The sequence below is a fragment of the Nocardioides eburneus genome (assembly GCF_040838215.1).
Classification (GTDB): Bacteria; Actinomycetota; Actinomycetes; order Propionibacteriales; family Nocardioidaceae; genus Nocardioides; species Nocardioides eburneus.
This window is the reverse complement of sequence record NZ_JBFPJR010000007.1, coordinates 138,141-144,561: the sequence shown is the minus strand read 5'-3', so window position 1 is coordinate 144,561 and position 6,421 is coordinate 138,141. Positions and strand designations below refer to the sequence as shown.

The 6,421-nt window shown below is 71.5% G+C and carries 8 protein-coding genes; 5 read left to right on the top strand and 3 right to left on the bottom strand.

The annotated features are described in order from the left end of the window. Position 1 precedes the first annotated feature (1 nt). Both AB3X52_RS05995 and AB3X52_RS05990 read left to right on the top strand, forming a co-directional pair. A complete protein-coding gene (locus tag AB3X52_RS05995; RefSeq protein ID WP_367992280.1) occupies positions 2-1,867 on the top strand; it encodes an ABC transporter ATP-binding protein in 1,866 nt (621 codons plus the stop codon). Then, the gene (locus tag AB3X52_RS05990) at positions 1,868-2,599 is read left to right on the top strand and encodes an SDR family oxidoreductase (protein WP_367992278.1); all 732 of its coding nucleotides are present in this window, start codon (positions 1,868-1,870) and stop codon (positions 2,597-2,599) included. It abuts the gene before it with no gap. Here the strand turns inward: AB3X52_RS05990 and AB3X52_RS05985 are convergent. After that, a complete protein-coding gene (locus tag AB3X52_RS05985) occupies positions 2,485-3,600 on the bottom strand; it encodes an SURF1 family cytochrome oxidase biogenesis protein (protein ID WP_367992276.1) in 1,116 nt (371 codons plus the stop codon). The two genes, AB3X52_RS05990 and AB3X52_RS05985, sit on opposite strands and share 115 nt — an antisense overlap. A gap of 67 nt (positions 3,601-3,667) precedes the next feature. On the opposite strand from AB3X52_RS05985, the gene moaA reads away from it, so the two are divergent. After that, the gene (moaA, locus tag AB3X52_RS05980; RefSeq protein ID WP_367992274.1) at positions 3,668-4,702 is read left to right on the top strand and encodes a GTP 3',8-cyclase MoaA; all 1,035 of its coding nucleotides are present in this window, start codon (positions 3,668-3,670) and stop codon (positions 4,700-4,702) included. A 44-nt stretch (positions 4,703-4,746) separates the two neighbouring features. Here the strand turns inward: moaA and AB3X52_RS05975 are convergent, their stop codons facing one another. Continuing rightward, positions 4,747-4,944 carry an acetone carboxylase gene (locus AB3X52_RS05975; RefSeq protein WP_367992272.1) on the bottom strand — a complete coding sequence of 66 codons (198 nt, stop codon included), beginning with the start codon at positions 4,942-4,944 and terminating at the stop codon, positions 4,747-4,749. A gap of 61 nt (positions 4,945-5,005) precedes the next feature. After that, on the bottom strand, positions 5,006-5,350 hold the full coding sequence (locus AB3X52_RS05970; RefSeq protein WP_367992270.1) for a DUF3099 domain-containing protein: 345 nt from the start codon (positions 5,348-5,350) through the stop codon (positions 5,006-5,008). A 78-nt stretch (positions 5,351-5,428) separates the two neighbouring features. Between AB3X52_RS05970 and AB3X52_RS05965 the strand changes: the two genes are divergently transcribed. Both AB3X52_RS05965 and fabG read left to right on the top strand, forming a co-directional pair. Further along, a complete protein-coding gene (locus AB3X52_RS05965) occupies positions 5,429-5,641 on the top strand; it encodes a dodecin (protein WP_367992268.1) in 213 nt (70 codons plus the stop codon). Between the two features lie 49 nt (positions 5,642-5,690). Further along, positions 5,691-6,416: a 3-oxoacyl-ACP reductase FabG gene (gene fabG, locus AB3X52_RS05960; protein WP_367992266.1), complete on the top strand. Its 726-nt coding sequence runs from the start codon at positions 5,691-5,693 to the stop codon at positions 6,414-6,416. Positions 6,417-6,421: the final 5 nt, after the last annotated feature.

Genomic DNA, 6,421 nt, shown 5'->3' with positions numbered 1-6,421 from the left:
GATGAGCAGCGTGTGGCGCAGCATGCGCGCGGACCGGAGCGTCACGGACGCGCGCATCGACCGGGCGACGCTGCGCCGGGTCCTCTCCTTCGCCAAGCCCCACCGCCGGCTGATCGAGGTCTTCCTCGGTCTCAACGTCGTCAACTCGGGCATGGTCGTGGTCACGCCGCTGCTCATCCAGCGCATCATCGACCACGGCATCCTCGCGGGGAACGCGTCGATCGTGACCTGGCTGGCGCTCGGCATGCTGGTGGCGGCGGCGGTCAACGCCGTCCTCAACGTCACCATCGGCTATCTCTCCTCGCGCATCGGCGAGAGCCTGATCTTCGACCTGCGTACGGCGGTGTTCGGACACGTCCAGCGGCAGTCGCTGGCGTTCTTCACCCGGACCCAGACCGGTGCGCTCGTCAGCCGCCTCAACAACGACGTGATCGGCGCCCAGCGTGCGTTCACCTCCGCGCTCGGCGACAGCGTCTCCAACCTGATCTCGGTCGTCGTCGTCGGCGTGACGATGCTGGTCCTGTCGTGGCAGGTCACGTTGCTGTGCGTGGCGACCTTCCCGATCCTCTGGCTGGTCTCACGCTGGGCGAGTCGTCGCCTGGCCGGTCTGACGCGCACCCAGATGAACGGCAACGCCGACATGGGCAACACCATGACCGAGCGGTTCAACGTCGGCGGCGCGATGCTGCTGAAGCTGTTCGGTCGCCGTGAGGAGGAGGACGCCGCCTTCGCTGCGAAGGCCGCCGTCGTGCGCGACCTGGGCGTCAGGATCGCGCTCACCACCCGGGTCTTCAGCACGACGATGTGGACCGTCCCGGCGCTCGCGACGGTGCTGGTCTTCGGCGTGGGCGGTCACCTCGCGATGGACGGCAGCCCCAGCATCGGCACACTGACGGCCCTCTCGACGCTGCTCATGCGCCTGCTCGCGCCGCTGCAGGGGCTCTCCAACATCCGCGTCGACATCATGACCGCCCTGGTCTCCTTCGAGCGTGTCTTCGAGGTCCTCGACCTGCCCTCGCTCATCTGTGAGAAGCCCGACGCGGTCGTGCTGCCGGCCGACGCGGCCTCCGTGGAGTTCGACCATGTCGCGTTCACCTACCCACGCGCCGACGACGTGTCCCTCGCCTCCCTCGAGGTCATCGCGCGCACCGAGTCGCGGCCCGCGCAACAGGTGCTCCACGACATCGACTTCACCGCCGAGCCCGGCACGATGACGGCGCTTGTCGGCCCGTCGGGGGCCGGGAAGACGACGGTGACCCACCTGGTGGCCCGGTTGTACGACGTGGGCGCCGGTGCCGTGCGGGTCGGCGGTGTCGACGTCCGGGACGTGACGCTGGAGTCGCTGGAGGGCGCGGTCGGCTATGTGACGCAGGACGCCCACATGTTCCATGACACGATCCGCGGCAACCTGCTCTACGCCCGCCCGGGCGCGCGCGAGGACGAGGTCTGGGACGCCCTGGAGGCGGCGCAGATCGCGACGCTGGTGAAGGGGCTGCCCGACGGGCTCGACACCGTGGTGGGGGACCGCGGCTACCGCCTCTCCGGCGGTGAGCGGCAGCGGCTGGCCATCGCGCGCCTGCTCCTCAAGGCGCCGCGCGTGGTCGTCCTCGACGAGGCGACCGCGCATCTGGACAGCGAGTCGGAGGCGGCGGTTCAGCGCGCCCTGGACACCGCGCTCGAGGGCCGCACCTCGATCGTGATCGCCCACCGCCTCTCGACGGTCCGCAACGCCGACCGGATCCTCGTCATCGAGGACGGCCGGGTCGTCGAGCAGGGCCGACACGACGACCTGCTCGCCCGCGGCGGGCTCTATGCCGAGCTCCACCACACCCAGTTCCGCAAGGACGTCATCGAGAAGGAGGCCTGAGTGGACCTCGGACTGAAGGACCGTGTCTACGTCGTCACCGGAGGCAGCCGTGGCCTCGGGCGGGCGTGCGTCGACGCGCTGGTCGCCGACGGTGCCCGGGTGGTGGTCTCCGGGCGGAGCGCGGAGTCGTTGGCCGTCGTACGCCAGGCGCTGGGGGAGTCTGTCGCGACCGTCGTCGCCGACAACGCCGACCCCGGGGCCGCGGCGGTCCTCGTGCGGACGGCCCGCGACACGTTCGGGCGTCTCGACGGCGCCCTGGTGAGCGTCGGCGGGCCGCCGGCCGGCACGGTCGCGGAGGCGACCGACGAGCAGTGGCGCGACGCCTTCGAGTCCGTGTTCCTCGGCGCGGTGCGGCTCGCGCGGGAGGTCGCGGCTGCCCTGACGGACGGCGGCTCGATCGCCTTCGTGCTCTCCTCGAGCGTCAAGAGCCCGATCCTCGAGCTCGGCATCTCCAACGGCCTGCGGCCCGGGCTCGCGATGACGGCGAAGGCGCTCGCCGACGAATACGGCCCACGGGGCATCCGCGTCAACGGCCTGCTGCCGGGGCGGCTGCTCACCGACCGGATGCGCGAGACCGGCCTCGGCGACGGCGAGCCGACGGGGATCCCGCTGCGCCGCTACGGGCGGCCGGCGGAGTTCGGCTCCGTCGCGGCATTCCTGCTCTCGCCGGCGTCGTCGTACGTCTCCGGCGCGATGGTGCCGGTCGATGGCGGCATGCTGCGCTCGCTCTGAGCCTCGTCGCCTCCGCGGGCGCGCTTCTCCTGTTCGTACGCCGCCTGGTAGGCCGCCCGGACGGCCTGCTTGTGGGCGTTGCGCGCCGTCCGCCTGGCCTTCCGCTCGGCTCGAGGGTCGACGCGCGGCTCGGGCCGCGAGGCGGCCGTGGTGGCAGGTGTCTGTGCGCCCGTGACCGCGGCGTCTGGCAGCGTCGCCACGGCGGCCGTCTCGCCGATCGTCTCACCGGCCGGCTGGGGCTCGGGGGAGGCCTCTGCCTTGAGGGTCGAGCGCCGCTCGTCGTACATCAGGTAGAAGAAGCCGAAGACGGCGAGCACCCCGAAGAACCACCACTGGATGCCGTAGAAGAGATGCGGTCCGTCGTTGAGCTCGGGCATGTCGACCCGGGCCAGCTCGGTGCCAGGCGCCGGGTCCTCCTTCTCGAGGTTGACGAAGCCGCCGTAGACCGGCCGTCCGATCGCCGGTCCGATCGTGCGCGAGGAGACGGCGCGGGTGCCGAGCGAGCCGCCGACCTGGTCGACTCGGGTCGCGTCGCCGGTCCCGTCGACGCGGACCCAGCCGGTCACGGTGACGGTCCCGGACGGCGGTGCGGGCAGCGTCTCGGGATCGTGGTCCTGGTCGGGGGAGGCCATCCAGCCGCGGTCGACGATGAGGGCCGTCCCGCCCTTCGTCACGAACGGGACGACGACGTCGATGCCGGCCGTCCCGTGGTCGTCGGTGCGGTAGCGCCACACGATGGTGTGGGCGGTGTCGTAGGTCCCCGTCGCCGTGACCCGGCGCCACTCGTCGTCCTTGGCGACGCTGCGTCCGACGGCGAGGACGTCCCCGACCGGGGCGGGGGCGGCGTGCTCGTTGGTGCGGACGATGTCGTTGCTCTGTCGCTTGTCGTGGAGCCGGCCGAACTGCCAGTTGCCGAGCCACCACGTCGCGCACACGAGGACCGCGACCGCGATCGCGAACAGCACCCAGCGGCGGCTGAGCAGGAACCGGAACGATCGCACCCGACGAGGCTAACCGCCAGGCGGTGAACCGCTCGGGTCCGGGTCGGCCGCCGCCTATGCTGGCGTGGTGGAGACGACATCGCTGCGCATCTTGGACGCTGCGCCCCGGGCCGGCGCCCTGGTCGACCGGTTCGGGCGGGTCGCCACGGACCTTCGGGTGTCGCTCACCGACCGATGCAACCTGCGCTGCAGCTACTGCATGCCGGCCGAGGGACTGGACTGGCTCCCGGACGAGCGGGTCCTCACCGACGACGAGGTCGTCCGGCTGATCACGGTGGCGGTCGAGCGGCTCGGGATCCGCGAGGTGCGCTTCACCGGTGGCGAGCCACTGGTGCGCCGCGGCCTCGTCGACATCGTGCGGCGTACGCGTGCCCTCTCACCCGACCTCGAGCTGTCCATCACCACCAACGGGCTCGGCCTCGCCCGCACCGCCCCGGCGCTCGCCGAGGCGGGGCTCGACCGCGTCAACGTCTCGCTGGACTCCATCCGGCCGGAGACGTTCGCCGAGATCACCCGCCGAGACCGACTCAAGGACGTGCTCGCCGGGCTGGCGGCCGCGGCCGACGCCGGGCTGGGCCCGGTCAAGATCAATGCGGTGCTGCTCCGCGGCGTCAACGACGACCAGGCGCCCGAGCTGCTGGCGTGGGCGATCGACCACAGCTACGAGCTGCGGTTCATCGAGCAGATGCCCCTCGACGCCCAGCACGGATGGTCGCGGGAGCGGATGGTCACCGCCGATGAGATCTTCAGCCGGCTGGCGGCGGAGTTCACCCTGGCGCCGGCGAAGGAGCCGCGGGGGAGCGCGCCCGCGGAGCTGTTCACGGTCGACGGCGGCCCGGCCACCGTCGGCGTGATCGCCTCGGTCACCCGCCCGTTCTGTGGCGACTGCGACCGGGTCCGTCTCACCGCCGACGGACAGGTCCGGGACTGTCTCTTCGCGCGCAAGGAGTCCGACCTGCGACAGCCGCTGCGCGACGGCGCCGGCGACGAGGAGCTGGCGGAGCGCTGGATCGTCGCGATGGCCGGCAAGAAGGCCGGCCACGGCATCGACGACGAGGGCTTCCTCCAGCCCGACCGTCCGATGTCGGCGATCGGCGGCTGACGGGGTCCGGTGCGTGCCGGCGATGCCGGAGCGCTGACTCGACGTCAGTGGGCGACGACGTCCTTGAGGAACCCGCGCGAGCCCAGGAACTCGGTGAGGGAGTCCTTGTGCTCCTCGCAGGCCAGCCAGACCTTGCGCCGGTCCGGGGTGTGCAGCCGCGGGTTGTTCCAGCGCAGCTCCCAGGCGGCCGCGGCCTGGCAGCCCCTGGCCGAGCAGAGGTCGCCGTCGTGGATGCTGGCCATCGCGTGCTGTCCTGTGCTTTCTGTCGGTGCGGGATGAGGAGTGGGCAGGCTGCCCGCTCGCTCAGGACTTGTGGTGCTCCTCGCGCCACTCTCGGCCACCCCGGAGCTCCGGCCGGCCGTAGGGCGAGTCGAGCAGGTTGAAGCCGTCACCCTTGGTGTTGGCGGCGTTGGCCATCACCACGGCGACGTAGGGCAGCACGATGGCCGCCGCGATGAGGATCGGCCACAGCCAGGTGATGTGGGCCAACCCCGCGAATACGGCGCCGATGAAGCAGACGGACCGGATCGACATCGAGAGGATGTAGCGCTTCTGGCGCGCCGCGATGTCCTCGTTGCGGCTCGTCTGCGCGGTCGTGATGCGGATCGGCAGCTCGCCCTTGTGCGACGCACCTCGGACCTTGGCCATACCGGCGATCCTACGTCGCTAGGGTCGAAGGACCAGCAGCAGCCCGGACGGCTGGTGCTCGCGCCAAGGAGGCTGACCATGACCAACCGCACCTACCGCGTCACCGAGGTAGTCGGGACCTCGCCCGACGGCGTCGACGAGGCGATCTCCAACGCCATCGAGCGGGCGTCGAAGACCCTGCGCCACCTCGACTGGTTCGAGGTCGTCGGCGTCCGAGGGCAGATCAAGGACGGTGCCGTCGAGCACGTCCAGGTCACGATGAAGCTGGGCTTCCGGCTCGAGGACGAGTGAGCCGGGGATGATTCGTCGTACCGGTCGGTAATCACTAGCGTCACCTGACGTGACCGAGAGCACCGCGCCAGCCCCCCGTTCCGTCCTCGTCACCGGCGGCAACCGCGGCATCGGCCGCGCCATCGCCGAGGCGTTCCTGGCCCAGGGCGACAAGGTGGCGGTGACCAGCCGCAGCGGCGGCGGCCCCGAGGGCGCCCTCCAGTTGACGTGCGACATCACCGTCCCCGAGCAGGTCGAGGCGGCGTACGCCGAGATCGAGGCCGCCCAGGGGCCGGTCGAGGTCCTCGTGGCGAACGCCGGGATCACCAAGGACACGCTCGTCCTGCGCATGTCGGAAGACGACTGGTCCGACGTCATCGACACGAACCTGACCGCGTCGTTCCGGCTCGCCAAGCGCGCCGCCAAGGGCATGCTGCGGCTGCGACGCGGCCGGATCGTCTTCATCTCCTCGGTCGTGGGTCTGCTCGGCAACCCCGGCCAGGTCAACTACGCCGCCTCGAAGGCCGGCCTGGTCGGGATGGCGCGCTCGCTGGCCCGTGAGCTCGGCAGCCGCAGCATCACCGCCAACGTGGTGGCGCCCGGCTTCGTGGAGACCGAGATGACCGACGTCCTCACCGAGGAGCAGCGCACGGCCATCTCCGACCGCGTCCCGCTCGGCCGCTACGCCCAGCCCGACGAGGTCGCAGCCGCCGTCACCTGGCTGGCCGGCGACGGCGCGGCCTACGTCACCGGGGCCGTGATCCCGGTCGACGGCGGCCTCGGCATGGGCCACTGACGGCC

What these genes read in the sequence shown, in the direction of transcription:
- AB3X52_RS05975 (WP_367992272.1), bottom strand. Translation starts at nt 4,944, where the DNA reads ATGGCCAGCATCCACGACGGCGACCTCTGCTCGGCCAGGGGCTGCCAG.
- AB3X52_RS05970 (WP_367992270.1), bottom strand. Translation starts at nt 5,350, where the DNA reads ATGGCCAAGGTCCGAGGTGCGTCGCACAAGGGCGAGCTGCCGATCCGC.
- AB3X52_RS05995 (WP_367992280.1), top strand. Translation starts at nt 2, where the DNA reads ATGAGCAGCGTGTGGCGCAGCATGCGCGCGGACCGGAGCGTCACGGAC.
- AB3X52_RS05965 (WP_367992268.1), top strand. Translation starts at nt 5,429, where the DNA reads ATGACCAACCGCACCTACCGCGTCACCGAGGTAGTCGGGACCTCGCCC.